Annotated in this window: 24 protein-coding genes and 1 pseudogene; 7 read left to right on the forward strand and 18 right to left on the reverse strand. The window is 65.4% G+C overall.

The window, feature by feature from the left end; translation table 11 throughout:
- Window positions 1-133 precede the first annotated feature (133 nt).
- From IM733_RS22430 to IM733_RS22455, 6 genes are all read right to left on the reverse strand, one after another.
- The gene (locus IM733_RS22430) at window positions 134-694 is read right to left on the reverse strand and encodes a DUF4136 domain-containing protein (protein ID WP_248918517.1); all 561 of its coding nucleotides are present in this window, start codon (window positions 692-694) and stop codon (window positions 134-136) included.
- A 20-nt stretch (window positions 695-714) separates the two neighbouring features.
- Window positions 715-1,350 carry a DUF4136 domain-containing protein gene (locus tag IM733_RS22435; protein ID WP_248918518.1) on the reverse strand — a complete coding sequence of 212 codons (636 nt, stop codon included), beginning with the start codon at window positions 1,348-1,350 and terminating at the stop codon, window positions 715-717.
- A 20-nt stretch (window positions 1,351-1,370) separates the two neighbouring features.
- Entirely contained in the window at window positions 1,371-2,120 is a 750-nt protein-coding gene (locus IM733_RS22440) for a methyltransferase (protein ID WP_248918519.1), read from the reverse strand.
- Entirely contained in the window at window positions 2,117-2,422 is a 306-nt protein-coding gene (locus IM733_RS22445; protein ID WP_248918520.1) for a MazG-like family protein, read from the reverse strand. Before IM733_RS22445 ends, IM733_RS22440 begins: the two co-directional genes overlap by 4 nt.
- A gap of 94 nt (window positions 2,423-2,516) precedes the next feature.
- Window positions 2,517-3,368 carry a MaoC family dehydratase gene (locus IM733_RS22450; protein WP_248918521.1) on the reverse strand — a complete coding sequence of 284 codons (852 nt, stop codon included), beginning with the start codon at window positions 3,366-3,368 and terminating at the stop codon, window positions 2,517-2,519.
- 2 nt (window positions 3,369-3,370) lie between these two features.
- Entirely contained in the window at window positions 3,371-4,723 is a 1,353-nt protein-coding gene (locus tag IM733_RS22455) for a 3-oxoacyl-ACP reductase (protein WP_248918522.1), read from the reverse strand.
- A gap of 114 nt (window positions 4,724-4,837) precedes the next feature.
- Here IM733_RS22455 and IM733_RS22460 point away from each other — a divergent pair, with 114 nt between their 5' ends.
- Window positions 4,838-6,115 carry an acetyl-CoA C-acetyltransferase gene (locus tag IM733_RS22460; protein ID WP_248918523.1) on the forward strand — a complete coding sequence of 426 codons (1,278 nt, stop codon included), beginning with the start codon at window positions 4,838-4,840 and terminating at the stop codon, window positions 6,113-6,115.
- A 103-nt stretch (window positions 6,116-6,218) separates the two neighbouring features.
- Complete coding sequence (locus IM733_RS22465) at window positions 6,219-6,998, forward strand: AraC family transcriptional regulator (RefSeq protein WP_248918524.1); 780 nt, start codon at window positions 6,219-6,221, stop codon at window positions 6,996-6,998.
- 127 nt (window positions 6,999-7,125) lie between these two features.
- On the opposite strand, the gene IM733_RS25830 is transcribed toward IM733_RS22465, so the two are convergent.
- From IM733_RS25830 to IM733_RS22485, 5 genes and pseudogenes are all read right to left on the reverse strand, one after another.
- On the reverse strand, window positions 7,126-7,893 hold the full coding sequence (locus IM733_RS25830) for a methyl-accepting chemotaxis protein (protein ID WP_432760438.1): 768 nt from the start codon (window positions 7,891-7,893) through the stop codon (window positions 7,126-7,128).
- Between the two features lie 90 nt (window positions 7,894-7,983).
- Window positions 7,984-9,072: pseudogene (locus tag IM733_RS25835) on the reverse strand (HAMP domain-containing protein); the annotation flags it as partial.
- A 218-nt stretch (window positions 9,073-9,290) separates the two neighbouring features.
- Entirely contained in the window at window positions 9,291-9,695 is a 405-nt protein-coding gene (cueR, locus tag IM733_RS22475) for a Cu(I)-responsive transcriptional regulator (protein WP_213659431.1), read from the reverse strand.
- Window positions 9,692-12,091 (reverse strand): heavy metal translocating P-type ATPase, encoded by a 2,400-nt coding sequence (locus tag IM733_RS22480; protein WP_248918526.1) that lies wholly within the window; start codon window positions 12,089-12,091, stop codon window positions 9,692-9,694. The genes cueR and IM733_RS22480 overlap by 4 nt, the downstream gene beginning before the upstream one ends.
- 54 nt (window positions 12,092-12,145) lie before the next feature.
- A complete protein-coding gene (locus IM733_RS22485) occupies window positions 12,146-12,532 on the reverse strand; it encodes a hypothetical protein (RefSeq protein WP_011532038.1) in 387 nt (128 codons plus the stop codon).
- A 146-nt stretch (window positions 12,533-12,678) separates the two neighbouring features.
- Between IM733_RS22485 and IM733_RS22490 the strand changes: the two genes are divergently transcribed.
- Window positions 12,679-12,876: a heavy-metal-associated domain-containing protein gene (locus tag IM733_RS22490; protein ID WP_248918527.1), complete on the forward strand. Its 198-nt coding sequence runs from the start codon at window positions 12,679-12,681 to the stop codon at window positions 12,874-12,876.
- A gap of 201 nt (window positions 12,877-13,077) precedes the next feature.
- Window positions 13,078-14,259, forward strand: coding sequence for a multidrug effflux MFS transporter (locus IM733_RS22495; protein ID WP_248918528.1), 1,182 nt, complete (start codon window positions 13,078-13,080; stop codon window positions 14,257-14,259).
- On the opposite strand, the gene IM733_RS22500 is transcribed toward IM733_RS22495, so the two are convergent.
- On the reverse strand, window positions 14,210-14,407 hold the full coding sequence (locus tag IM733_RS22500) for a hypothetical protein (RefSeq protein ID WP_213659436.1): 198 nt from the start codon (window positions 14,405-14,407) through the stop codon (window positions 14,210-14,212). The two genes, IM733_RS22495 and IM733_RS22500, sit on opposite strands and share 50 nt — an antisense overlap.
- 398 nt (window positions 14,408-14,805) lie before the next feature.
- Between IM733_RS22500 and IM733_RS22505 the strand changes: the two genes are divergently transcribed.
- A complete protein-coding gene (locus tag IM733_RS22505; RefSeq protein ID WP_248918529.1) occupies window positions 14,806-15,516 on the forward strand; it encodes an ArsR/SmtB family transcription factor in 711 nt (236 codons plus the stop codon).
- On the opposite strand, the gene IM733_RS22510 is transcribed toward IM733_RS22505, so the two are convergent.
- From IM733_RS22510 to IM733_RS22535, 6 genes are all read right to left on the reverse strand, one after another.
- Window positions 15,513-16,463, reverse strand: coding sequence for an adenosine deaminase (locus IM733_RS22510; protein WP_248918530.1), 951 nt, complete (start codon window positions 16,461-16,463; stop codon window positions 15,513-15,515). The genes IM733_RS22505 and IM733_RS22510 overlap by 4 nt on opposite strands.
- An 82-nt stretch (window positions 16,464-16,545) precedes the next feature.
- Window positions 16,546-17,901, reverse strand: coding sequence for an 8-oxoguanine deaminase (locus tag IM733_RS22515; RefSeq protein ID WP_248918531.1), 1,356 nt, complete (start codon window positions 17,899-17,901; stop codon window positions 16,546-16,548).
- A 120-nt stretch (window positions 17,902-18,021) separates the two neighbouring features.
- Window positions 18,022-18,708: an SDR family oxidoreductase gene (locus tag IM733_RS22520; RefSeq protein WP_248918532.1), complete on the reverse strand. Its 687-nt coding sequence runs from the start codon at window positions 18,706-18,708 to the stop codon at window positions 18,022-18,024.
- 403 nt (window positions 18,709-19,111) lie between these two features.
- The gene (locus IM733_RS22525; protein WP_248918533.1) at window positions 19,112-19,696 is read right to left on the reverse strand and encodes an IMPACT family protein; all 585 of its coding nucleotides are present in this window, start codon (window positions 19,694-19,696) and stop codon (window positions 19,112-19,114) included.
- Between the two features lie 9 nt (window positions 19,697-19,705).
- Window positions 19,706-20,368, reverse strand: coding sequence for a TetR/AcrR family transcriptional regulator (locus IM733_RS22530; RefSeq protein WP_248918534.1), 663 nt, complete (start codon window positions 20,366-20,368; stop codon window positions 19,706-19,708).
- Window positions 20,369-20,457: 89 nt separating this feature from the next.
- Window positions 20,458-21,375: a LysR family transcriptional regulator gene (locus IM733_RS22535; protein WP_213659443.1), complete on the reverse strand. Its 918-nt coding sequence runs from the start codon at window positions 21,373-21,375 to the stop codon at window positions 20,458-20,460.
- Between the two features lie 119 nt (window positions 21,376-21,494).
- Here IM733_RS22535 and IM733_RS22540 point away from each other — a divergent pair, with 119 nt between their 5' ends.
- A complete protein-coding gene (locus tag IM733_RS22540; protein ID WP_248918535.1) occupies window positions 21,495-22,841 on the forward strand; it encodes an aspartate aminotransferase family protein in 1,347 nt (448 codons plus the stop codon).
- A gap of 71 nt (window positions 22,842-22,912) precedes the next feature.
- Complete coding sequence (locus IM733_RS22545; RefSeq protein ID WP_248918536.1) at window positions 22,913-24,406, forward strand: CoA-acylating methylmalonate-semialdehyde dehydrogenase; 1,494 nt, start codon at window positions 22,913-22,915, stop codon at window positions 24,404-24,406.
- Window positions 24,407-24,531 lie beyond the last annotated feature (125 nt).

The following is a 24,531-nucleotide window of genomic DNA, read 5'->3' on the forward strand; positions in this document are numbered from 1 at the left end:
GCGGGTTTACAGAATGCGTGGGATTTACGCCTGCCCCTGTAGGAGCGGCTTCAGCCGCGATCACCCACGCAGTGGGTGCCAGACACCGCGTTGCCTGCATCACGGCTGAAGCCGCGATGCAGGGGGCGTGCACTCAATGCGGCGGATACTGGCTCAGCACCTGCGACACGGTCTTCTGGATCGCCACGTTGCGCTCCTGGGGGCTGGGCGGGTAGTTGTTCATGATCTGCTCGGCACTGCCGCGCCACACCAGCTTGCCGTCGCGGCCGTCGAACAGGTCGACCTGGATGGTCGCCACCTTGTAGTCGACGCTGCGGGTCTCGTTGTACATCGGGCCGCCCCAGTAGCCTCCCCAATAACCGCCCCAGGCACCACCGTAGTTGGTGGTGATCTGCTGTTGGCGGTCCTCCACGATCAGGTAGACACGCACCCTCACATCGGGCTTGGCGTTGGCCTGGGCCGGGCGCAGGCCACGCTGGTCGAGCTGCTCGGCCACCGCCTGGCGGATGCGTTGTTCGGTCAGGTCGCTCTTGATGCGCGGATCGTCCGGGCGATACTGCAAGCCGGGTTCTTGCCAGGCCCAGCTGCGGTAGGCGGCGAAATCGCGACTGGCGTCGAAATCCTGCTGGACGTTGTTGCTCGCGCAGGCCGCGAGCAACAACGCGAAAGCGAGTAGAACGTGGCGGCGCAACATGATGGTTCTCCAGAGCGAAGTTAACTGGGAGGATAGCCGCTCAGCGCCTTGCCCACCGATTCGCGCAGGGCGCTTTCGCGATCACGCGGCGAGTCCTTGCCACTGCCACTCTCGGCGCTGGCGCTCCATACCGGCTGGCCGCTGCGCGCATCGAACAGGTCGATGCGCACCACCAGCACCTCGACTTCGTAAGTGCGCACGATGGGTACGCTGCCATAGGCGCCATAGCCGTTACGGTAGCCACCGTAGCCGATGCTGCCGTAGGGGTACGGGCCGTAGTAGGGGTCGTAATAGTCGTAGTCGCGCATCTGGCGCAAGCGCCGCTCCAGGCGCAGGTCGGCGCTGACCAACAGGTCGGCCGGGCCATTGCGGGCCGGGCGCAGGCCATGCTGGTCGAGGGCGCTGCTCACCGCGTCGGCGAGCTGCGCGGGGGCGGCACTGGCCATGCCGCTGGGTAGCTGGTTGTTGCGCCAACTCCAGCTGCGGTAGCGACCATAATCGCGTGGCGGTGCCGGGTAGGAGCTGGCGTCGAAGGTGGTGGCCGCCTGGGGCGGTGCCGGTGGCAGGGGGTTGCTGCTGGCCACGTAGGGGTTGCTGCCCTGGCAGGCGGCCAGGGCGAGGGGCAGCAGGGCCAGGTAGAGCGAGCGGTAGAGCATGGTGTCTCCTGGCCGAGTTGTCAGTGGGGGCGGCAGATCCAGTGCAGGTAGCGGCCCAGCCCGGCAAAGCCTGGGTGGCGACGGTGGGCCAGCTCCATTTCCAGCAGGTCGAGCAGCTCGGCTTTTTCCTGGAACTCCTTGGGCATGTAGTCGTGGAACACGCGCACGCCACTCTCGCTTTCAACCTGCCACAGAGGTTCAAGTTGCGCCTTGAGGTGCCGTGGATCAAGTGGTTTTTGCGGGGTCAGGCTCTGTTTCTCGCCGGCCATGCGGTTGCTGCGCAGCTTGCGGAAATGCCCCTTGAGCAGGTTGCGGTAGACCAGCGCATCACGGTTGTAGAAGGCCAGCGACAGCCAGCCGCCCGGCGCGGTCAGTTGGTGCAGCACTGGCAGGATGCTCTCGGGTTCCGCCAGCCATTCCAGCACGGCGTGGCATAGCACCACATCGTAGGGTTCGGTGAGCTGGCCCAGCAGGTCCTGCCAGGGCGCCTGGATGAACTCGGCGGCCTGGCCGGCTTCCTTGAAGCGCTCGCGGGCGCCGTCGAGCATGGGCGCTGCGGGTTCGGCAAGGGTCAGGTGATGGCCGCGTTGGGCCAGCCACAGGGCCATGTGGCCCAGGCCCGCGCCGATATCGAGAATGCGCAGCGGGCGGTCGGGTAGCGTCTCGGCCAGGTCCGCCTGGAGCACTGCCAGGCGGATCGCGCCCTTGGCACCGCCATAGATCTTCTCGGCGAAACGGGTGGCCAGTTCATCGAAGTGACGGTCGTTCATAGGGCGAAGCGCCTTTCGCTGTCGGCCAGCTTGGCGCGCACCACCTCGTTCATGTCCAGGCCCAGCTCGCTGCACAGCAGCAACAGGTACAGGACGATGTCGCCGACTTCTTCGCCGGCGTGGGCGAGCTGGTCGGCGGGGAGCTGGCGCGATTGGTCCTCGCTCAGCCACTGGAAGATTTCCACCAGTTCGGCCATCTCGACGCTGGCGGCCATGGCCAGGTTCTTCGGGCTGTGGAAGCCGCGCCAGTCGTTGTTGTCACGGATGCGGTGCAGGCGCTCGGTCAGTTCTTGCAGGTTCATCGGGGTCTCCTCGTGGCGCATAGCTTCCGGCGAGGGGAAACGCAAAGCAAGCGCCAGTCGCAACCGGCCTTTTCGGCGCAGGCCGAGGTAGCGTTCAAAGCGGCTTCCACCCTCCAACCATGTGCAGCAACCCCCCGTGCCCATCCAGCCGCAATTCGCCTGCCTCACCGGCTTCGCTGGCACTGAGCACCACCTCGGAAGGCAGGCGCACCGGTTTGCGGAAATCCACCGCGAATTCATAACCCGCCGCCGGCAGATGCCCATGCAACGCCGCGAGCGTCATGGCCTTGCTCCACATGCCATGGGCGATGGCCCGGGGAAAACCGAACAACCGGGCTGTGACGCTGCTGAGGTGGATGGGGTTGTAGTCGCCGCAGACCCGTGCATAGCGCCTGCCGATATCGCTGTCGGCATACCAGCGGGTGGCTTCGGGTAGTTCGGCGGGCTCGGCTTCGGGCGCTTCATCGCCCGGCTGTTCGAGCTTGAGGCCACGCACCAGCATGCGGCTGGTTTCGCGCCAGAGCAGGCCCAGACCGTCCTCGGCCTCGGTGACCAGGTCGAAGGTGCCGCCTTTACCATGGGGTTGCAGGTTGTCCGCGTACACCGCAAAACGCAGGCCGTCGATGCCGCCGAGCGGGCGCAAGACCTGGATGGCGTTGTGCAGGTGCACCAGGCCCAGCAGCGGGAAGGGGAAGTCATCGGCGGTCAGCAACTGCATCTGCAGGCCAAACGCCAGGACATGCGGGTAGGTGCCCGGCAACCGGCCATCGTCGACGAAGTGGCAAAGCCGACGGTAAGCGGCCAACTGCTGCGGGTCGACCCGCAGGAAGCAGCGCAGGCCCTGCCCGGGCAATGTGCTGCCCTGGATCTTGCGTTTGGCCAGCGCCCGTAGATACAGGCGGGCACTCGAATCGGGACTGTGCAGTTCATGCCATGGACGGTTCATGCTCAGGCCCCCATCAATGCCTGGCCACAGACCCGTAGCGCCTGGCCATTGACCGCTCCCGAGCCTGGCTGGCTGAGCCAGGCGATGGCTTCGGCGACATCCTGGGGCAAGCCGCCCTGGCCCAGTGAGCTCAGGCGCCGCCCGGCCTCGCGCAGGCCCATGGGCATGGCGGCGGTCATGTGGGTCTCGATAAAACCCGGTGCCACGGCATTGATGCTGGCGCCGCGTTCGGCCAGTGGCCGCGCCCAGGCCTGGGCGAAGCCGATCAGCCCAGCCTTGCTGGCGGCGTAGTTCGATTGGCCACGGTTGCCGGCGATGCCGCTGACCGAGGCGAGCAGGGTGATGCGCGCATTGTCGCGGAGCGTGCCGGCCTCCAGCAGTGCCTGGGTCAGCACCTGGGGCGCCTTGAGGTTGACCGCCAGCACCGCATCCCAGTACTCCGGGGTCATGTTGGCCAGGGTCTTGTCGCGGGTGATGCCGGCGTTGTGCACCAGGATGTCCAGGCCGTCGGGCAGCGCCTCGACCAGTTGCGCGGCAGCGTCGGCGGCGCAGATGTCCAGGGCCAGGGCGCGGCCACCGAGGCGCGCGGCCAGGGCGTCGAGGTCCTTTTGCGCTTGGGGCACGTCCAGCAGGGTGACCTCGGCGCCATCACGGGCCAGGGTCTCGGCGATGGCCGCGCCGATGCCGCGGGCGGCGCCTGTGACCAGCGCTCGACGCCCGGCCAGCGGGCGCGTCCAGTCCTCGACCTGGGCGGCGCAGGCGCCCAGGCGCAGCACCTGGCCGGAAATGAACGCGCTCTTGGGCGACAGGAAGAAGCGCAGGGCACCGTCCAGCTGGTTTTCGGCACCTGCACCGACATACAGCAGGTTGGCCGTGGCGCCATTGCGCAGCTCCTTGGCCAGCGAGCGGCTGAACCCTTCGAGCGCGCGCTGGGCGACGCTGGTCTGCGGGTCGTCGAGGCCCTCTGGCGGGCGGCCGAGGATTACCACGTGGGCGCAGGGCGCCAGGCTGCGCAGCAAAGGCTGGAAGAATTCGCGCAATTGCTTGAGCTGGTCGCTGTCGGACAGGTGACTGGCATCGAACACCACGGCCTTGAGCTTCGGCCCGAGGCCGGCGACCCAGGGGGCGGAGACCAGGCTGTCGTCATTGAAGCTGTAGCAATCGGCGGTCAGACGCGGGGCAATCGTCTCGACATGCCTGGCCAGCGGCCCGCCACCGAGCACCAGCGCACCCTCCACCGGGCGCAGGCGGCCTGCTTGCCAGCGCTCCAGCGGCACCGGGCGCGGCAGGCCGAGGGCATCGACCAGGCGGCGGCCGAGGGCGGAGTTGGCAAAGCCGATGTAGCGATCGCTCATGGGGGTTCTCCCTGAAAGGCAAGCATGCAGTGTGGACCAAGTTTGTCGCAGGGGCGTTCGAATGCTGTAAAAGAACCTAGTCTTACGGATCAATTTGTTTCAGGAGGAACAGGCATGCGTTCAACTCGCCGGGTCGCGATCCTGGGTGGAAACCGGATCCCTTTCGCCCGCTCCAATGGCGCTTACGCCAAGGCCAGCAACCAGGCGATGCTCACCGCCACCCTGGAAGGGCTGATCGAGCGCTACCGCCTGCATGGCCTGTGCCTGGGCGAAGTGGCCGCGGGCGCGGTGCTCAAGCATTCCCACGACATGAGCCTGACCCGCGAATGCGTGCTCGGCTCGCGGCTGGCGCCGCAGACGCCGGCCTACGACATCCAGCAGGCCTGTGGCACGGGGCTCGAGGCGGCATTGCTGGTGGCCAACAAGATCGCCCTCGGGCAGATCGACAGCGGTATCGCCGGTGGTGTCGACACCACCTCCGACGCGCCGATCGCGGTCAACGAGGGCTTGCGCCAGATCCTGCTGCAGGCCCATCGCGGCCGTAACCTGGGCGAGCGGCTCAAGCCGTTCCTCAAACTGCGCCCGAGGCACCTGATCCCTACGCTGCCGCGCAACGGCGAGCCGCGCACCGGGTTGTCCATGGGCGAGCACTGCGAGCAGATGGCGCAAACCTGGCAGATCGATCGTGTCGAGCAGGATGAGCTGACCCTGCGCAGCCACCAGCGCCTGGCGGCATCCTACGCCGAGGGCTGGCACGACGACCTGCTTACGCCGTATCTCGGCCTGACCCGCGACAACAACGTGCGCCCGGACCTTACGCTCGAGCAGTTGGCGGGGCTCAAGCCAGTGTTCGATCGCAGCGGCCTGGGCACCCTGACCCCGGGCAACTCCACGCCGCTCACCGATGGCGCCTCGCTGGTGCTGCTGGGGAGCGAACAATGGGCCGAGGAGCACGATCTGGAGGTCCTGGCCTACCTGGTCGATGGCGAGAATGCCGCAGTGGACTTCGTCCATGGTCAGGAGGGGCTGCTGATGGCGCCGGTATACGCGGTGCCGCGCCTGCTGGCACGCAATGGCCTGACCCTGCAGGACTTCGACTACTACGAAATCCATGAAGCCTTCGCCGCCCAGGTGCTGTGCACGCTCAAGGCCTGGGAGGACGCGGACTACTGCCGCAGCCGGCTGGGGCTCGAGGCGCCGTTGGGGGCTATCGACCGCAACAAGCTCAATGTCCACGGCAGTTCGCTGGCGGCGGGGCATCCGTTTGCCGCGACCGGTGGGCGGATCCTGGCCAACATGGCCAAGCTGCTGGCCAGGCGGGGCAAGGGGCGGGGGTTGATCTCGATCTGCGCGGCGGGAGGGCAGGGGGTGACAGCGATCGTCGAGCGGTGATCGGCTGGGTACCGAGTCGACCTCTTCGCGGGTGAACCCGCGAAAGGGGCGGCTCCGATTACCAGCTGTTACGCTTGTCTGATCAGCGCCATAAGAAGCCCACATGCCGAGCATCGGACATCCCCGCCCCATCCCCGCCCTGGAGCGACTCCCCCGGCCACTCTACGCCCGCGCCGAAAGCCTGGGCGCCGGCTCCTGGACCACCCGTCACCAGCACGACTGGGTGCAGTTCTCCTACGCCATCAGCGGCGTGCTCGGCGTCTACACCAGCGACGGCAGCTACTTTGCGCCGCCGCAATGGGGCGTATGGATTCCGGCCGGTACCGAGCATGAGGTGGTGACCTCGATGCAGGCCGAGATGCGCAGCTTGTACGTGCGCCGCGACGCGTGCGCGTGGGCGCCGGCAGCATGCCGGGTGCTGGAGGTTACGCCGTTGGCGCGGGAGCTGATCAAGCAGTTCTGCACCTTCGCGGTGGACTATCCGGAGGGGGAGAGCACCGAGGCGCGACTGGTCGCGGTGTTGCTGGACCAGTTGCGGACCTTGCCGGAGGTCGGGTTTTCCCTGCCGTTGCCTCGTCACCCGGGGTTGCTGGCGTTGTGCAATGACCTGATCGCCGAGCCAGACCAGCCCCAGACCCTGCAACAATGGGCGGTGCAGTTGGGCGTCTCGGAGAAGACGTTGATGCGGCTGTTCCAGCGCGAGACGGGCTTGAGTTTTCGCAACTGGCGCCAGCGCATGCGCCTGCTGTCATCGTTGGCGCTGTTGGACGCAGGGGAGAGCGTGACCCAGGCGGCGCTGGGCTGTGGGTATGATTCGACCTCGGCGTATATCGCGGCGTTCAAGCAGTTGTTTGGCGCCACGCCCGGTGAGCTCAGGCTGTGAGCCGCCCTGTCGCGAATTACCCGTAGGAGCCAGCTTGCTGGCGAACCGCGCAACACCCTACTCCAAGGCGTGCAACGGTTCGCCGGCAAGCCGGCTCAGGGCAGTCACCGGGCGCAGTCCAAGTGCCTCAGGTCCTGAACCGCCGCACCAACGCATCCAGCTCGTTGGACAGCCCCGCCAAACTCTCGGAATCCTGTCGCGCCGCCTGGGCCAGTTCCGCCACCAGTTGGGCATCCCCGTGGATTTGGCTGATATGCCGGTTGATGTCCTCGGCCACCTGGTGCTGCTCCTCGGCGGCGGTAGCGATCTGGGTGTTCATGTCGCGAATGATGTCCACCGACTCGCGGATCTGCCCGAAACTGTCGCGGGCCATACCGATGCGGCTGACCGACTGCTGCGACACCTCGATGCTCGCGTGCATCTGCTCGGCCACCTGCGCGGTGCGGCTGGCCAGGTTGCCCAGCAGGCCGTCGATTTCGGCGGTGGAGTCGGCGGTGCGCTTGGCCAGGGCGCGTACTTCGTCGGCCACCACCGCGAAGCCACGGCCTTGTTCACCGGCGCGGGCGGCCTCGATGGCGGCGTTGAGTGCCAGCAGGTTGGTCTGCTCGGCGATCGAACGGATGGTGCCGAGAATCGACTGGATCGCATTGCTGTCGCGCTCGAGCTGTTGGATCGACTGCGCCGACTGCTCGATTTCCTGGCTCAGGCGATCGACGCTCTGTACCGCCGCGTCGATCTGCTGCTGGCCTTCGCGGGCTTGTTGCTGGCCGCTGTCGGCCGACAGCGCCGCCTGGCTGCAGGAGCGGGCCACTTCGTTGGCGGTGGCGACCATCTCGTGGAAGGCGGTGGAGACCATGTCCACCGCTTCGCGCTGGCGCCCGGCGGCTTCGGCCATGTCGCCGGAAACCCGGGTCGAGCTGCTGGAGGTGCTGAGGATCTTGTTGGCTGCCGCGCCAATATGCTGGATCAGGCTACGGATGGCCCCCAGGAACTGGTTGAACCAGCTGGCCAACTGGGCGGTTTCGTCGCGGCCACGGATCTCCAGGCTGCGGGTCAGGTCGCCTTCACCCTGGGCGATGCCCTCCAGGCCGCTGCTGACGCTGTTGATCGGGCGCACGATGAGCTTGGCGAAGGCTGCGCCGACGCCGGCGAACACCGCCGCCAGGATCAATGCGACGGCACCGATCAGCCAGGTCAGGCGGGTGGTGGTGTGCATGACTTCGTCCTGCTGGATCAGGCCGATGAAGGTCCAGCCCAGTTGCTCGTCGGGATAGACGTTGGCCATGAAGCGCTCGCCGTTGATCTCGACCTCCGCCAGGCCCTTGCCGGCCTTGGCCAGCTCGGCGTAACCGCCGCCCAGGCTGGCGAGCTGCTTGAAGTTGTGGCTGGCATCGCGCGGGTCGACCATCACGTTGCCGTTGTGCTCCATCAGAATCAGGTAGCCGCTCTCGCCCAGCTTGATCTGCTTGACGATCTCGGTCAGGCCCTTGAGCGACACGTCGATGTTGACCACGCCACCCGGGTTGCCCAGTTGGTTGGCCACCGCGCGCACGGTGCTGACCAGCACGGCGTCGTCACCGGCCCAGTAGTACGGCGCGGTGCGCAGGGTCTTGCCGGGGTTGGCCATGGCGGCCTGGTACCAGGGGCGGGTGCGCGGGTCATAGTTGGCCATCTTCGGGTCGCCGGGCCAGAACGCGTAGCCGCCGTCTTTCAGGCCGTAGGAGACGTAGGCGTAGTCCGGATGGCTCTGGGCCAGGCGCGAGAACAGGTCGAACAGCGCCTTGTCCTGCTCGCCGGGCACGATATTGGCGGCGTCCGCGCTGAGGTGCTTCTTCACGTTGTCGGCCGTGGTGGCCACCAGTGGTTGCGCAGCCAGGTAGTCGACGTTCTGGGTGATGCCCTGGAAGAAGATGTCCATGGCATTGCCAACCTGGCGGATTTCCCGGCTGCTGTTGTCGAGGAAGTCGTCGCGGGCTTCGCCGCGCAGGTTGAGCACCACCAGGGTGGCGACCAGGACGATGGGCAGGCCGGCGATCACGGCGAAGGCCCAGGTCAGTTTCTGTTTGATGTTCATCCACGCTCCCAGATTGTTCTTGTCGATGCTTGAGGCCGGTATCAGGGCATCGGCACGGTCTGGGTTTCTTGAAGGGAGAAGCCTGTATTTATTGGACGAAAGTCAAATCTGAGAGGGTCTTTCGTAGTAGCCGGCTTTGCCGGCGAACACCGGCAAAGCCGGTGCCATCGACCGCGTCGCGTGGTTCGCCAGCAAGGCTGGCCCCTACAGGGGGCGGGTCAATGGCAGCAGCCACTGCCATTGGCCAGGTCCTTGAGGATCGGGCAATCCGGCCGGTCATCGCCCTGGCAGTGGGACACCAGCTCACCCAGGGTGTCGCGCAGGCTCACCAGCTCCTCGATGCGCCGGTTCAATTCATCGATATGCTGCATGGCCAGCGCCTTCACATCGGCGCTGGCGCGCTGGCGGTCCTGCCAGAGGGTTAGCAACTTGGCCACTTCCTCCAGGGAGAACCCCAGGTCACGGGAACGCTTGATGAACGCCAGGCTGTGCAGGTCTTCCTGCTGGTACAGGCGGTAGCCGCTGTCGCTGCGCTTGGCCGGGCGCAGCAGGCCGATGGACTCGTAATAGCGGATCATCTTGGCGCTGAGCCCGCTGCGGCGGGCGGCCTGGCCGATATTCATGGCGCCTCCTGTTCGGTTGTGGTGGGTTTCCAGGTTTTCAGCCACAGGGCATTGCTCACCACACTGACGCTGGACAGGGCCATGGCCGCGCCGGCCAGCACCGGGTTGAGGTAGCCCAGTGCCGCCAGGGGGATACCCACCAGGTTGTAGATGAAGGCCCAGAACAGGTTCTGGCGGATTTTCGCGTAGGTCTTGCGGCTGATCTCCAGGGCGGCCGGCACCAGGCGCGGATCGCCACGCATCAGGGTGATGCCGGCGGCCTGCATGGCCACGTCGGTGCCACCGCCCATGGCGATGCCGATATCGGCGGCGGCCAGGGCCGGGGCATCGTTGATGCCGTCGCCGACCATGGCCACCACGCCGTCCTGCTTGAGCGCGGCGACGGTGGCCGCCTTGTCGGCCGGCAGCACTTCGGCGTGCACGTCGTCGATGCCCAGGGCATCGGCCACTACCTTGGCGCTGCCACGGTTGTCTCCGGTCAGCAGGTGGCTGCTGATGCCACGGGCATGCAGCGCGTCGATGGCCTGGCCGGCGCCGGGCTTGAGGCTGTCGCCGAAAGCGAACAGGCCCAGTACCCGAGGCTGGTCGCCACGCTCGATCAGCCATGACAGGGTGCGGCCTTGCGCTTCCCAGGCGTGGGCGCTGGTCGCCAGTTCGCCGGGCTGAAGTTGGCTTTCATCGAGCAACCGACGGTTGCCCAGCGCCAGTTCCCGCCCCTCCACCTGGCCGGCGATACCTCGGCCGGTGAGGGATTGGCTGTCGCTCACCGTCGGAACATCCAGATGCTGTTCAGCACAGGCGTCGAGCACGGCCTTGGCCAACGGGTGTTCGCTGCCGCGTTGCAGGGCGCCGGCCAGGCGCAGCAATTCATTGTCGTCGCCACTGGCGGCCCGGCTGTGGACGATGCGTGGGCTTCCCGAAGTGAGCGTGCCGGTCTTGTCGAACACCACCCGGTTCACCGCGTGGGCGCGTTCCAGGGCTTCGGCATCCTTGATCAGGATGCCGTGGCGTGCAGCGACACCGGTACCGGCCATGATCGCGGCGGGCGTGGCCAGGCCGAGGGCGCAAGGGCAGGCGATCACCAGCACGGCCACTGCGTTGATCAGGGCGGTCTCCAGCGGTGCACCGGCCAGCCACCAGCCGACCAAGGTGATCAGCGCCAGTACCAGCACCGCGGGAACGAACACCTGGCTGACCCGGTCGACCAGCTTCTGGATCGGTGCCTTGGCCGCCTGTGCGTCCTCCACCAGGCGAATGATGCGGGCCAGCACGGTCTCGGTGCCCAGCGCCTGGGTCTTGACCAGCAGGCGACCTTCACCATTGATCGCGCCCCCGGTGACGGTGTCACCGGGTTGCTTGGGCACCGGCAGGCTCTCGCCGCTGATCAGGGCCTCGTCGGCGTGGCTGCTGCCTTCGAGCACTTCGCCATCGACCGGAAAGCGTTCGCCGGGCTTGACCAGTACCAGGTCGCCCAAACGCAGTTGGCTGATCGCGATGTCTTCCTCGCGGCCCTCGACGACGCGCAGTGCTCGCTCGGGGCGCAATGCCTCAAGTGCACGAATGGCGCTGGCGGTCTGGCGCTTGGCGCGGCTTTCGAGGTACTTGCCCAGCAGCACCAGGGCGATCACCACCGCCGAGGCCTCGAAATACAGGTGCGGCTCCATGCCGGCGTGGGCATTGGCCCATTGGTAGAGGCTCAGGCCGTAGCCCGCGCTGGTGCCCAGGGCGACCAGCAGGTCCATGTTGCCGGCACCGGCGCGCACGGCTTTCCAGGCGGCCACATAGAAGCGCGCACCAAGGATGAACTGCACGGGGGTCGCGAGCAGGAACTGGGCCCAGGCCGGCAGCATCCAGTGCAGGCCGAAGGGTTGCACCAGCATGGGCAGCACCAGGGGCAGGGCCAACAGCAACGCGGCGCCCACCGCCAGGCGTTCGTTGCGCAGCCGCCGTTGTGCCTGAGTGTGGTCGTCGTGGGCCGTGCGCGGCAGGCTGGCGCTGTAGCCGGCCTTTTCCACCGCGCTGATCAGGGCACTGTCGTCGACTGCCTGCAGAACTTCCAAGTGAGCACGCTCACTGGCGAGGTTGACGCTGACCTGCTCGACGCCCGCCAGCTTGCCGAGGGCGCGTTCGACGCGGCCGGCGCAGCTGGCGCAAGTCATCCCGCCGATCTGCAGTTCGAGGGTACGGGTGGGGACGCTGTAACCGGCCTCGCGCACCGCACCGACCAGGGCGTGCAGGCTGTCGGCCGGGGCCTGGACCCGGGCCTGTTCGGTGGCGAGGTTGACGCTGACGTGTTCGGTGCCTGTAACTTTGCGTAAGGCGCGTTCGACGCGGCCGGCGCAACTGGCGCAGGTCATGCCGGCGATCGGCAGGTCGAAGGTGGTGGATGCGGGCATGGCTCTCTCCTCCGTGGACTGGCCTCCAGCATCAACCTTGCCATGCGGTTAAGGTCAATAGCCCAGGCCGGCTCGTTTCAGCACCAGGCCATCATGCCCCATGGCAATACGGTACTTGTTGATCTGGCCCGCCTGCAGTGTCAGGCGCGTGCTGCGCTGGTCCTCGACGCCCGGGGCGCAACCCGGTACCTGCCCGGGCAGCAGGCGCAGGCGCACATCGACCGGGCCTGGCGGCAGGTTGAACGAAGTCGATTGTTCCTGGAACACGCGGCCGGACAACTGATCGTTGAGGTAGATACCGATCTCGCAGCTGGTGGCCACTTCCAGGCGCTCCCGGGAAATGATCAGCACGCTGTAGTCCGCGTTGCCCTCGGCACTGGCCGGTGGTACCACGGCCAGCGCACCCAGCAATCCGGCGAGGGTCAATGCTGCCCTGATCATGTTGAATCTCCTGCTTGGCTAAATCGTCAAAGGCGCAGCTTGGCCGAGCCGCGCGCGGATTTCCAGCCCGGCCGTTTCAGCCAGAACTTGACCTTGCCCCGATGGCAAGGTCGAAACTGCGGCAAACCCTGAAGGAGGCAACCTCGATGCAAGTGTTCAACGTACAAGGCATGACCTGCGGCCACTGCGTGAAGGCCGTGACCCGGGCGGTGCAGGAGCAGGACGCGGCGGCGCAGGTGGAGGTGGACCTGGCATCCCGTCAGGTCCGCGTGCAGAGCGCGCTGGACGCCGAGCGTATTCTTACCGCGATTCGTGACGAGGGTTACCAGGCCGACGTGGCCTGACCCGAGTGACGTGGCCCCTGGCCCGGCTTTGCCGGGCATCGCCAGCAAGGCTGGCGCCTGCCGGCATTGCACGGCCCCTGTGGGGGGGTAATGCGTACTCATTAGCGCTTGAATAGCGGCACAACTGTTACAAAGGTTTTCATCACAGGGCGCCCATGCAGGTAGACTAACGCCACTTGCTTAGCCTGCTATGGATTCCCCATGAACCTGCGAACCTTGCTGATCCTGGGCGCCCTCAGTGCGTTCGGGCCCTTGGCGATCGACTTCTACCTGCCCGCCTTCCCGGCCATGGCCCATGCCTTCGCCACCGACGAGAAGCATGTGCAGACCACATTGGCCGCCTACTTCCTCGGCCTGTCCCTTGGTCAGTTGGCCTATGGTCCTATCGCCGATCGTTTCGGCCGCCGCATCCCGCTGCTGTTCGGCGTCGCTCTATTCACCCTCGCCTCGCTGGTGTGTGCCTATGCCCCCAACCTCGACAGCCTGATCCTGGCGCGCTTCGTCCAGGCGCTGGGTGGCTGCGCCGGCATGGTGTTGTCGCGGGCGATCGTCAGCGACAAATGCGACGCGGTGGCTTCGGCCAAGGTGTTCTCGCAGTTGATGCTGGTCATGGGCCTGGCACCGATTCTTGCGCCGATGCTTGGTGGGGTGTTGGTGAACCTGGCCGGCTGGCAGTCGATCTTCCTCGCCCTGAGCTTGTTCAGCGCCGTGTGCCTGTTGGCCGTGGCGCTTGGATTGCCGGAAAGCCTGCCGGCCTCGGTACCGCGCCAGCCACTGTCCGGCGCCCTGCGCCAGTACCTGCGGCTGTTGGGCGATCGCGTGTTCATCGGCCATGCCTTGACCGGGGGCATCGCGATTGCCGGGATGTTTGCCTACATCGCCGGTTCGCCTTTCGTCTTCATCAAGCTCTACGGTGTGCCGGCCGAGCACTATGGCTGGCTGTTCGGCACCAATGCCGCTGGGTTCATCCTCATGGCCCAGGTCAACGCACGTCTGTTGTCCAAACGTGGCCCGGCGTTCCTGCTGGCGCGCGCAGTGTGGCTATACCTGGCAGCCGCCATGGTGCTGCTGGCGGTAGCGGCGTGGCACCCGGATGCTTTGTGGCCGCTGTTGGTGCCGCTGTTCATCTGTATTGCCAGCCTGGGTTGCATTGCCCCCAATGCCTCGGCGTGCGCCATGAGCGGGCAGGGCGCGCGCGCCGGCAGCGCCTCGGCGCTGATGGGCTGCCTGCAGTTCAGTGTCGCTGCCGGTGCGGCGGCGCTGGTCGGGTTGCTGCACGATGGCAGCGCGGTGCCCATGGCCCTGGTGATCAGCCTGTGCGGCGCACTGGTGGTCAGTGTCGCAATGCTGACCCGGCGCTGGCAGTCCAGTCTGCCGGCGTGAGAGGGTGTGGTGCCTTCAGGCGGGTTTCCAGCACGGCGACGAACGCCCGCGCTTCGGCTTCGCTGCGGAAACTCACCACGTGTTGATCGAGCTGGACTTGCCAGGGGCAGTTCGGGTTTCGGTTCGACGCACTGACGACAATCTTCATCGCGACCCACCTCCAGTGAGCGAAAGCGGTTGAAGTTTAGCGCCACTGTGGGCGCCCGGCATGATCGAGGTCAGGACTCTGACTGACGGTCATGGTAGGGAGGTGGCGGGAAGCTTTCTGTTTTATCCCAGGTATTTGGTGTAACGAGTTGTCGGTCTTGTCGGGCTGCCTGCGTACGGTGGCCGCACCCTGCCAGGCGATAGCCAAGCTATTCCGGGAGTATCGGGCGCAATACGCGGGCTGGCATCGTGAAGTTTCAGGCAAGGCATGCCGCGCGATACCACGGCAGCGGCCTACTTAACGGGGTGGGCCAGCAGCTTATACTGCCGCCGCAATCCAGCGCCCCGGGGAGGCCGGTTGTCGCTATCCGACGAGATCATTCAGGGAGCTACACAGTCATGAACGCAGTCCGCACCATCAGTCAGGTCGCCGGCCTGATGGCCGACCCCAAGCGCAGCGCCATGCTATGGGCACTGATCGATGGTTCACCACGGGCGGCGGACGAGTTGGCGCTGACCACGGGGCTGAGCCTTGCTTCGGCGTGCGCGCACCTGTCGCTGCTGTCGTCGGCCGGTTTGCTCAAGCTCGAGATCCGCGGGCGCAAACGATACTTTCGGTTGGCGGCACCGCAGGTTGGCGCGGCGGTGGAAGCGCTGGCCAGTGTGCAGGTGAACGGGCAGTCGCCCGCATCTCGAGTAGCGCCAGCCCAGGTCCCGCTGTCGATGCGCAGGGCACGCTTGTGTGGTGAGCATCTGGGAGGTGAGATGGCTGCCGATCTGTTCCAGCGCCTGTTGCGCGCGGGTTGGCTGGAGGGCAGCGTACAGCGCCTGTGTGTCAGCCAGCAGGGCAGGGAGCAGTTGGGTGCGCTTGGCCTTTATATCGATGCGTTGGCACCTGGGCATCAACGCGGTTGTGTCGTCTGCCACTGCAGCGAATGGAGCGACCAGGGCCCGCATCTGGGCGGCAGCCTCGGACAGGCGCTGCTCACGCTGTTCCTGCAGTCGGGCTGGATCCGCGAACAGGAGGGAAGCCGGGCGGTGCAGATCACCGCGCTCGGCATCCAGCAGATCAACGGCATCGCCCGTCTACCTGCGCTGCAGGTGGGTTAGCGCACCAGGCGGGCGTCCAGGCTGTTCTGCGCCAGGCGTCGGGCCTGGTCCTGGGTCATTCCGAGATGCTCGTACAGGGCATGGAAGTTCTCGGTAACGTAGCCACCGAAATAGGCCGGGTCATCCGAGTTGACCGTCACTTTCACGCCACGCTCGAGCATGTCGAGGATGTTGTGCTGGCCCATATGCTCGAACACGCACAGCTTGGTGTTGGACAGCGGGCAGACGGTCAGCGGGATCTGCTCGTCGATGATGCGCTGCATCAGGCGCTCGTCCTCGATGGCGCGCACGCCATGGTCGATGCGCTGAATCTTCAGCAGGTCGAGCGCCTCCCAGATGTATTCGGGCGGGCCTTCCTCGCCGGCATGGGCGACGGTCAGGAAGCCTTCGCTGCGGGCGCGGTCGAAGACACGCTGGAACTTGCTGGGCGGGTGGCCTTTTTCTGAGCTGTCCAGGCCGACGGCGACGAAGGCGTCGCGGAAGGGCAGGGCCTGGTCTAGGGTCTTTTGTGCTTCATCTTCGCTCAGGTGGCGCAGGAAGCTGAGGATCAGGCCGCTGCCGATACCCAGTTGTTCACGGCCATCTTTCAAGGCCTGGGTGATGCCGCCCAGTACAACTTCGAAAGGAATGCCACGGTCGGTGTGGGTCTGCGGGTCGAAGAACGGCTCGGTGTGGATGACGTTCTGCGCCTTGCAGCGTTGCAGGTAGGCCCAGGTCAGGTCGTAGAAGTCCTGCTCGGTGCGCAGGACATCGGCGCCTTGATAGTAGAGGTCGAGGAACTCCTGCAGGTTGTTGAAGGCGTACGCGCCACGCAGGGTTTCGACATCGGCCCAGGGCAGGGTGACTTTGTTGCGTTCGGCCAGGGCGAACAACAGTTCGGGCTCCAGCGAGCCCTCCAGGTGCATGTGCAGTTCCGCCTTGGGCAAGGCGTTCAGCCATTCATACATGTGTACAGTCTCGATCAGGTACGGTTGGCCGACATTCTACAGGGCCTGGCCGGGCATTGCGCCCGGCCAGGCCCTCGATCGGTCAACCGGCGATCAGGCGGGCCGCGGCTTGGCGGTGGTCGGCGATCAGGCCTTGCACGTCCAGGCCTTCGATCTGGCCGTCGATGACACGCCACTGGCCACCGACCATCACCCGGTCAGCGCGGTCGGCAGCGCACAGCAGCAAGGCCGAAAGCGGGTCATGGCTGCCGGAGAAGCGCAGTTCGTCGAGCTTGAACAGCGCCAGGTCCGCCTGCTTGCCCACGGCAAGCTCACCGATGTCGCTGCGGCCCAGCAGTTGCGCCGAACCACGGGTGGCCCAGCCGAGGGCGCGTTCCGGGGTGATCAGTTCGGCGCCATAGCGCAGGCGTTGCAGGTACAGGGCCTGGCGGGCCTCGAGGATCATGTTCGAGGCGTCGTTGGAGGCCGAGCCGTCGACCCCGAGCCCTACTGGTGCGCCGGCCGCTTCCAGGTCAACGGTCGGGCAGATGCCTGAGGCCAGGCGCATGTTCGAGCTCGGGCAATGGCAAATGCCGGTGCCGGCCGCGCCCAGGCGGGCGATTTCGTCGGGGTTGAAGTGGATGCCGTGGGCCAGCCAGGTGCGTGGGCCGAGCCAGCCGACGCTGTCCAGATAGTCGACGGTACGCAGGCCGAAGCGTTGCAGGCAGAAGTCTTCTTCGTCGAGGGTCTCGGCCAGGTGGGTATGCAGGCGCACATCCAGCGCTTCGGCCAGTTCGGCGCTGGCGCGCATGATTTCTGGCGTTACCGAGAACGGCGAGCAGGGTGCCAGGGCGATCTGGATGCGGGCGCCGTCACCACGTTCGTGGTAGCTGTGGATAAGTCGCTGGCTGTCGGCCAGGATCACTTCGCCCTGTTGCACGGTCTGCTGCGGTGGCAGGCCACCGTCCTTCTCGCCCAGGCTCATCGAGCCACGGGTGAGCATGGCGCGCATGCCCAGCTTGCGCACCGCCTCGACTTGCACGTCGATGGCGTTGTCCAGGCCTTCTGGGAACAGGTAGTGGTGGTCGGCGGCGGTAGTGCAGCCCGACAGCAGCAGCTCGGCCAGGGCGACTTGGCTGGCCAGTTCCAGTTTGGCGGGTGTGAGGCGAGCCCAAACCGGGTAGAGGGTCTTGAGCCAGGGGAACAGGGGCTGGTTGACCACCGGCGCCCAGGCGCGGGTCAGGGTCTGGTAGAAGTGGTGGTGGGTGTTGATCAAGCCGGGCAGCACCACGTGCTCGCGGGCGTCGAATATCTGGACGCAGGGTGCGCTGGGGGCTTGGCCGGCGGCAAGCAGTTCGGTGATGCGGCCGTCCTCGATCACCAAGCCGCCACGGGCGTCTTGATTGTTGGCGGTGAAGATGGCGAGGGGGGATTTCAACCAGATGCGGGTCGCAGGCATGTTGCCGGCTCCTCTGAAAGTGGGTTCAGGTTAGCCAGCTCAGTGTTGCCCTGTCTGCTGATCCAGGTCCGCCGCGGGGGCGAGGTTTCGAGTCTACTGCCTCGCCGCGCGGCTTTCAATTCACCAGGTGAGCGCTTCGCCCTTGTAGTTGATGAAGCGCAGCCCGCCCTTGCCGCGGTACGCCTTGACCTGCTCGAGCATGCCACGGGTGCTGGTGAGCACGTCGATCTCGGCGTTCTCGCCGCCCATGTCAGTCTTCACCCAGCCTGGGTGCATGGCCAGTACGCACAGGTCGGGGCGTTGCAGTTCGACCACGAAGCTGTTGATCATCGAGTTGAGCGCCGCCTTGCTGGCCTTGTACAGGCAGATCTCGCCGCCGTCGGGGATGGTCACGCTGCCCAGGATCGAACTCATGAACGCCAGCACGCCGCTGCCTTGGCGAACCTGGCCGGCCAGGCGGCGGGCGACACGGATAGGCGCCACGGCATTGGTCATGAACAGGTCGCCAATTTCCTGCGCCTGGACGCGCTCCAGGTCTTGCGGCAGTGGGCCCATCACCCCGGCGTTGACGAATACCAGGTCGAACACCTCGCCTTGCAAGCGCTGCTTGAGGTCGTCGAGCTGTGCAGTGTCGTTCATTTCCAGGCGTTCGATGCGCACACCGGGGACCTCGGCCAGTGCACCCGGCTTCTGCGGGTCGCGCACGGTGGCGACAATGTTCCAGCCATCCTCTTGCAAGCGTTGCACCAGGCCGAGGCCGAGGCCTCGGGAGGCGCCGATGATCAGGGCGGTCTTGTTCGGGGTCATTTCGATGCTCCTTTCAATGATGAGCCTTATGCACAGGCAATGCTGTCCGCAGGGTTGCGGCGAGCCAGGATGACGAGCTTAGTCCAGGTGCCCATCGTCTGATCAAAAAATGATCGGCAGGCTGGGAGCCCGATGCCACCGGCTTTTGCCGGGGTGTTCAACGGGTTATCCACAAGCTGCTCCACAGTAATTGTGTGCAAGCCTCGCCACATGGAAATACCCGTATTTGTGTGTCGAGCCCGCTCGGACTGGGGATAACTCACAGGCTTTCAGTCACTTGGGCCAATGTCACACAATTGTGATCAAAATATGCTCAACCTCCTGGAGGCTTAGAGACACAGGGGCTGCATAAAAGTGCCCAAAGCTTATCCACAGGCAGGCCCACAGTAGATGTGGGCAACGTTCATTGCCGCTCCAGCAGGATGCGCCCTCGGCTGATGTCCGCGTACTGTTGCTGCAGTGTGTCCAGGTGGACGTCGCCCAAGGCGATGCGCAGGTCCACACCGTTGGCGGTGAATTGTTCGTCCAGCACCAGGCCATCCACTTCCGCCAGACGCAGCTTGACCAGTGCCAGCTCGCTGAACGTACAGCTGCAACTGAACTCGCTGCGTTGCACGAGCAGCCGCTTGGGCGCCTGCTGCAGGCATTTGTTGGCGCCACCACCGTAGGCGCGGGCCAGGCCACCAGTACCTAGCTGGATACCGCCGTACCAGCGAATCACCAACACGACCACCTGATCGCAGTCCTGGGCTTCGATGGCGGCGAGGATCGGCCGCCCGGCGGTACCGCCAGGTTCGCCATCGTCGCTGCTGCGGTACTGGCCGCCGAGCTTCCAGGCCCAGCAGTTGTGGGTGGCCGCCAGGTCGCTGTGGCGTTCGATGAAGGCCATTGCCTCGGCGGCACTGCTGATGGGGCCGGCGAGGGTGATGAAACGGCTCTTGCGGATGTCCTCGCGGAACTCGCAGAGCTCGAGCAGGGTAGAAGGCATAGGTTCAGGTCAGGCGGGCGTGGTGATGCCGCAGCCTTTGAGAATGATGTGGATAAGGTTGTTGCTGGCGTCTTCCATATCCTGCTTGGTCAGGCGGGTGCGGCCGGTGACCTGGCAGATCTGGGTGGCGAAGTCGGCATAGTGCTGGGTGCTGCCCCAGAGCAGGAAGATCAGGTGCACCGGGTCCACCGGGTCCATCTTGCCGGCGTCGATCCAGGCCTGGAACACCGCGGCGCGGCCACGGAACCATTCGCGGTAGTCGGCGCTGAAGTATTCGCTCAGGCATTCGCCGCCACTGATCACTTCCATGGCGAAGATTCGCGAGGCCTGCGGGTTGCGTCGGGAGAATTCCATCTTGGTGCGGATGTACTGGCTCAGCGCCTCGGCCGGGTCGTCCTCGACGCTCAGGGCGTTGAAGGTGCTGTCCCACAGCTCGATGATGTTGCTCAGCACCGCGATGTACAGGCCCAGCTTGTTGGTGAAGTAGTAGTGCAGGTTGGCCTTGGGCAGCCCGGCCTTGAGCGCGATGGTGTTCATGCTCGTGCCCTTGTAGCCGTGGCGGGCGAATTCGTCTTCGGCGGCCTGGATGATGGCCTGCTCGTTCTTCTGGCGGATGCGGCCGGCGGGCTTGCCCGAGGTGGGGGAGCGATGCGCAGGGACTTCTAGGGTCATGGACGATTCCGGACGGGTCGGTGACAACGAATGTTGGACAGATTACCTGCCTGCGCCGAAGTGACAAGCATTAGCGTCAGGCACAGGCATCAGCGTGTCGCAGACAGGCTCTCGAGGAAGCTTTCCAGCACCAGGTTCGGCCTGCGCCCCTTGCGGGTCACCCAGCTCAAGCTCAGGTCGTAGAAGCGTTGCGCCGGCTTCAACGCGCGCAGACGGCCTTGTTGCACCCAGAACATCGCGTAGTGGTCGGGCAGGTAGCCGATGTAGCGGCCTGTCAGTATGAGGAAGGCCATGCCTTCGCGGTCCGAGGCACTGGCGGTGCAGTGCAGGGCCTGATAGTGCGCCTGGATGTCGGCAGGCAGGCGGAAGGTCGGGGCGATGGCGTCCTGGCTGTTGAGGCGCGCGTCATCGATCTGCTGGTCATCGGCATAGAACAGCGGGTGTCCGACCGCGCAGTAGAGTAGCGAACGCTCGCTGTAAAGTGGCTGGTACTCAAGCCCGGACAGTGGGCTGGTCTGCGGCACCACCCCCACATGCAGGCTGCCATCGAGCACCCCTTGCTCGACCTGGCTGGGGGCGATCATGCGGATCTGGATGTGCACATCGGGACCACGGTCCTTCAGTTCGGCCAAGGCGTGGGTGATGCGCATGTGCGGCAGGGTGACCAGGTTGTCGGTCAAGCCGATGTTCAACTCGCCGCGCAGGTGCTGGTGCAGGCCATTGACCTCGGTGCGGAACGTTTCCAGGGCGCTGAGCAGTTGCAGCGCCGAGTGGTAGACCTCGCGGCCCTCCTCCGTCAGCGAGAAACCGGCGCGACCGCGCTGGCACAGGCGCAGGCCCAGGCGTTGCTCGAGGTCGTTCATCTGCTGGCTGATCGCCGAGCGGCCGATTCCCAGCACGTTCTCCGCCGCCGAGAAGCCGCCGCACTCAACGACGCTGCGGTAGATCTTCAACAGACGGATGTCGAAATCGCTGACCTGGGCGAGGGGATCGGGGCGCCGGCTCATTAGTTTAGTTATCCGCTGACTGAAGGTTAGAAATGCTGGGTTTTTCGAACTTTATCGCCGTGACAACTTAGCTGCAACAACACCCCATCGTTGCCTAATCGTCTTCCGAGGAACCGCCGATGAACATGCCCGAAACCGCCCAGGCCGGCCTGGCCAGCCAGCTCAAGCTGGATGCCCACTGGATGCCTTACACCGCCAACCGCAACTTCCAGCGCGATCCGCGCCTGATCGTGGCGGCCGAAGGCAACTACCTGGTCGACGACAAAGGCCGCAAGATCTTCGACGCCTTGTCGGGCTTGTGGACCTGCGGTGCCGGGCATACCCGCAAGGAGATCAGCGAGGCGGTGGCCCGCCAGGTCGCCACCCTCGACTACTCTCCGGCCTTCCAGTTCGGCCACCCGCTGTCGTTCCAACTGGCCGAGAAGATCGCCAATCTCACGCCGGGTGACCTGAACCACGTGTTCTTCACCAACTCCGGTTCCGAATGCGCCGACACCGCGCTGAAGATGGTCCGCGCCTACTGGCGCCTGAAAGGCCAGGCGACCAAGACCAAGATCATCGGTCGCGCCCGTGGCTATCATGGCGTGAACATCGCCGGCACCAGCCTGGGCGGCGTCAACGGCAACCGCAAACTGTTTGGGCAGTTGCTGGACGTCGACCACCTGCCACACACCGTGCTGCCCGCCAACGTCTTCAGCAAGGGCATGCCGGAGGAGGGCGGCATCGCCCTGGCTGACGAAATGCTCAAACTGATCGAGTTGCATGATGCCTCGAACATCGCCGCGGTGATCGTCGAGCCGCTGGCCGGCTCCGCTGGCGTGCTGCCGCCGCCGAAGGGTTACCTGAAGCGCCTGCGCGAGATCTGCAGCCAGCACAATATCCTGTTGATCTTCGACGAAGTCATCACCGGCTTCGGGCGCATGGGCGCCATGACCGGTGCCGAAGCGTTCGGTGTCACCCCGGACCTGATGTGCATCGCCAAGCAGGTCACCAACGGTGCGATCCCGATGGGCGCGGTGGTTGCCACTGGCGAGATCTACCAGACCTTCATGAACCAGCCGACGCCTGAGTACGCAGTGGAGTTTCCCCACGGCTACACCTACTCGGCGCACCCTGTGGCCTGCGCCGCCGGCATCGCCGCCCTGGACCTGCTGCAGAAAGAGAACCTGGTGCAGGCCGCCGCCGAGCTGGCGCCGCACTTCGAGAAGCTGTTGCACGGCGTCAAGGGGACCAAGAACGTCGTCGACATCCGCAACTACGGCCTGGCCGGTGCCATTCAGATCGCCGCCCGCGACGGTGATGCGATCGTGCGTCCGTACGAAGCGGCGATGAAGCTGTGGCAAGCGGGCTTCTATGTGCGCTTCGGCGGCGACACCCTACAGTTCGGGCCAACCTTCAACACCCAGCCACAGGAACTGGATCGCCTGTTCGACGCGGTGGGCGAAGCCCTGAACAAGGTCGACTGATCTTTCTGATTTCGATGTCGGGCGCGTGAGCATCGCGCGCCTGCTTCCACCTTCTTTATCTGGAGTTCTGCATGAGCATTGTTCAGCACCTGATCCACGGCGAGCTGGTCACCAAGGGCGAACGTACCGCCGACGTCTTCAACCCGTCCACCGGCCAGGCTGTGCGCAAGGTCGAACTGGCCAGCCGCGCCACCGTCCAGCAGGCCATCGACTCGGCCAAGGCCGCCTTCCCAGCCTGGCGCAACACCCCACCAGCCAAGCGCGCCCAGGTGATGTTCCGCTTCAAGCAACTGCTTGAGCAGCACGAAGCGAAGATCTCGCAGATGATCAGCGAGGAGCATGGCAAGACTCTGGAAGACGCCGCGGGCGAGCTCAAGCGTGGTATCGAGAACGTCGAGTTCGCCTGCGCCGCGCCGGAAGTGCTGAAAGGCGAGTACAGCCGTAACGTCGGCCCGAACATCGATGCCTGGTCGGACTTCCAGCCGCTGGGCGTGGTTGCTGGTATCACCCCGTTCAACTTCCCGGCCATGGTGCCGCTGTGGATGTACCCGCTGGCCATCGCTTGTGGCAACGCCTTCATCCTCAAGCCTTCCGAGCGTGACCCGAGTTCCACGCTGTTTATTGCTCAGTTGTTGCTGGAAGCTGGCCTGCCGAAGGGCATCCTCAATGTTGTGCATGGTGACAAGGAAGCCGTCGACGCGCTGATCGAGGCGCCGGAAGTCAAGGCGCTGAGTTTCGTTGGTTCGACTCCGATTGCCGAATACATCTATGCCGAGGGCACCAAGCGCGGCAAGCGCGTCCAGGCACTGGGCGGGGCGAAGAACCACGCGGTGCTGATGCCGGACGCCGATCTGGACAACGCTGTCAGCGCGCTGATGGGCGCGGCCTACGGTTCTTGCGGCGAGCGCTGCATGGCTATCTCGGTGGCTGTGTGTGTCGGTGACCAGGTGGCCGATGCCTTGATCGCCAAGCTGGAGCCGCAGATCAAGGCGCTGAAGATCGGTGCCGGCACTTCCTGTGGCCTGGACATGGGGCCGCTGGTGACTGCCGCTGCCCGTGACAAGGTGGTGGGTTACATCGACGATGGTGTCGCTGCTGGTGCCAAGCTGGTGGTCGATGGGCGTGGTTATCGCGTAGGCGGTAACGAAGAGGGTTACTTCGTCGGTGGCACGCTGTTCGATAACGTCACCCCTGAGATGCGCATCTACAAGGAAGAGATCTTCGGGCCGGTGCTGTGTGTTGTTCGCGTGAACAGCTTGGAGCAGGCGATGCAGCTGATCAACGAGCACGAGTATGGCAATGGTACGTGCATCTTCACGCGTGATGGTGAGGCGGCTCGGCTGTTCTGCGATGAGATTGAAGTGGGCATGGTGGGTGTGAACGTGCCGCTGCCGGTGCCGGTGGCTTATCACAGCTTCGGTGGTTGGAAGCGTTCGCTGTTTGGCGACCTGCACGCCTATGGTCCGGATGGGGTGCGTTTCTATACCCGTCGCAAGGCGATTACCCAGCGCTGGCCGCAGCGTGCCAGCCATGAGGCTTCGCAGTTTGCGTTTCCTAGCCTTTAAGGGTTGAAAAGAAGCGGGGAGGCCATCGGGTCTCCCCGCTTTGTTTTTGGGGCGCTCTTTCTTCTATATAGAAGTAGGGACCGGCAGGTGCCTGTCCCCCGTCATGCGGGGCGACCGCAGCGCCA

The organism is Pseudomonas entomophila, from assembly GCF_023277925.1.
GTDB lineage: Bacteria > Pseudomonadota > Gammaproteobacteria > Pseudomonadales > Pseudomonadaceae > Aquipseudomonas > Aquipseudomonas entomophila_D.

Bases quoted from the DNA above. Each gene is read 5' to 3' on its own strand.
- IM733_RS22430 (WP_248918517.1), bottom strand. From the start codon at position 694: ATGTTGCGCCGCCACGTTCTACTCGCTTTCGCGTTGTTGCTCGCGGCC.
- IM733_RS22435 (WP_248918518.1), bottom strand. From the start codon at position 1,350: ATGCTCTACCGCTCGCTCTACCTGGCCCTGCTGCCCCTCGCCCTGGCC.
- IM733_RS22440 (WP_248918519.1), bottom strand. From the start codon at position 2,120: ATGAACGACCGTCACTTCGATGAACTGGCCACCCGTTTCGCCGAGAAG.
- IM733_RS22445 (WP_248918520.1), bottom strand. From the start codon at position 2,422: ATGAACCTGCAAGAACTGACCGAGCGCCTGCACCGCATCCGTGACAAC.
- IM733_RS22450 (WP_248918521.1), bottom strand. From the start codon at position 3,368: ATGAACCGTCCATGGCATGAACTGCACAGTCCCGATTCGAGTGCCCGC.
- IM733_RS22455 (WP_248918522.1), bottom strand. From the start codon at position 4,723: ATGAGCGATCGCTACATCGGCTTTGCCAACTCCGCCCTCGGCCGCCGC.
- IM733_RS22460 (WP_248918523.1), top strand. From the start codon at position 4,838: ATGCGTTCAACTCGCCGGGTCGCGATCCTGGGTGGAAACCGGATCCCT.
- IM733_RS22465 (WP_248918524.1), top strand. From the start codon at position 6,219: ATGCCGAGCATCGGACATCCCCGCCCCATCCCCGCCCTGGAGCGACTC.
- IM733_RS25830 (WP_432760438.1), bottom strand. From the start codon at position 7,893: ATGGCCGAAGCCGCCGGGCGCCAGCGCGAAGCGGTGGACATGGTCTCC.
- cueR (WP_213659431.1), bottom strand. From the start codon at position 9,695: ATGAATATCGGCCAGGCCGCCCGCCGCAGCGGGCTCAGCGCCAAGATG.
- IM733_RS22480 (WP_248918526.1), bottom strand. From the start codon at position 12,091: ATGCCCGCATCCACCACCTTCGACCTGCCGATCGCCGGCATGACCTGC.
- IM733_RS22485 (WP_011532038.1), bottom strand. From the start codon at position 12,532: ATGATCAGGGCAGCATTGACCCTCGCCGGATTGCTGGGTGCGCTGGCC.
- IM733_RS22490 (WP_248918527.1), top strand. From the start codon at position 12,679: ATGCAAGTGTTCAACGTACAAGGCATGACCTGCGGCCACTGCGTGAAG.
- IM733_RS22495 (WP_248918528.1), top strand. From the start codon at position 13,078: ATGAACCTGCGAACCTTGCTGATCCTGGGCGCCCTCAGTGCGTTCGGG.
- IM733_RS22500 (WP_213659436.1), bottom strand. From the start codon at position 14,407: ATGAAGATTGTCGTCAGTGCGTCGAACCGAAACCCGAACTGCCCCTGG.
- IM733_RS22505 (WP_248918529.1), top strand. From the start codon at position 14,806: ATGAACGCAGTCCGCACCATCAGTCAGGTCGCCGGCCTGATGGCCGAC.
- IM733_RS22510 (WP_248918530.1), bottom strand. From the start codon at position 16,463: ATGTATGAATGGCTGAACGCCTTGCCCAAGGCGGAACTGCACATGCAC.
- IM733_RS22515 (WP_248918531.1), bottom strand. From the start codon at position 17,901: ATGCCTGCGACCCGCATCTGGTTGAAATCCCCCCTCGCCATCTTCACC.
- IM733_RS22520 (WP_248918532.1), bottom strand. From the start codon at position 18,708: ATGACCCCGAACAAGACCGCCCTGATCATCGGCGCCTCCCGAGGCCTC.
- IM733_RS22525 (WP_248918533.1), bottom strand. From the start codon at position 19,696: ATGCCTTCTACCCTGCTCGAGCTCTGCGAGTTCCGCGAGGACATCCGC.
- IM733_RS22530 (WP_248918534.1), bottom strand. From the start codon at position 20,368: ATGACCCTAGAAGTCCCTGCGCATCGCTCCCCCACCTCGGGCAAGCCC.
- IM733_RS22535 (WP_213659443.1), bottom strand. From the start codon at position 21,375: ATGAGCCGGCGCCCCGATCCCCTCGCCCAGGTCAGCGATTTCGACATC.
- IM733_RS22540 (WP_248918535.1), top strand. From the start codon at position 21,495: ATGAACATGCCCGAAACCGCCCAGGCCGGCCTGGCCAGCCAGCTCAAG.
- IM733_RS22545 (WP_248918536.1), top strand. From the start codon at position 22,913: ATGAGCATTGTTCAGCACCTGATCCACGGCGAGCTGGTCACCAAGGGC.